This is a genomic window from Aquimarina algiphila (genome assembly GCF_007489275.1).
GTDB lineage: Bacteria > Bacteroidota > Bacteroidia > Flavobacteriales > Flavobacteriaceae > Aquimarina > Aquimarina algiphila.
In genome coordinates, this window is sequence record NZ_VLNR01000239.1 from 1 (window position 1) to 261 (window position 261).

The following is a 261-nucleotide window of genomic DNA, read 5'->3' on the forward strand; positions in this document are numbered from 1 at the left end:
GGCTTAATCAATATGAAAAAGCTATTAATTATTATACAAAAGCCTTAAAAACAAAAGGAGCCATTAAATCTGATAGTATGTATGTGGAGTTAAAACTGTCAAAAGATTTTGATATAGATTCTGATTATTATATTCGTAAATATGAGATTAAATATGAACGCGGAATAGTTTATGCAAAAAATAGCCAACACGAATTAGCAATTGAAGATCTCAAAGAAGTTATTACGCATAATTATGAAAAAGCTAATTCTTTGATTTGGA

1 protein-coding gene is annotated in these 261 nt (G+C 26.8%); it reads left to right on the plus strand.

The features are described from left to right. Nucleotides 1-261 (plus strand): hypothetical protein (locus FOF46_RS31170; protein ID WP_143919299.1); only part of this gene is annotated, 261 nt, incomplete at both ends.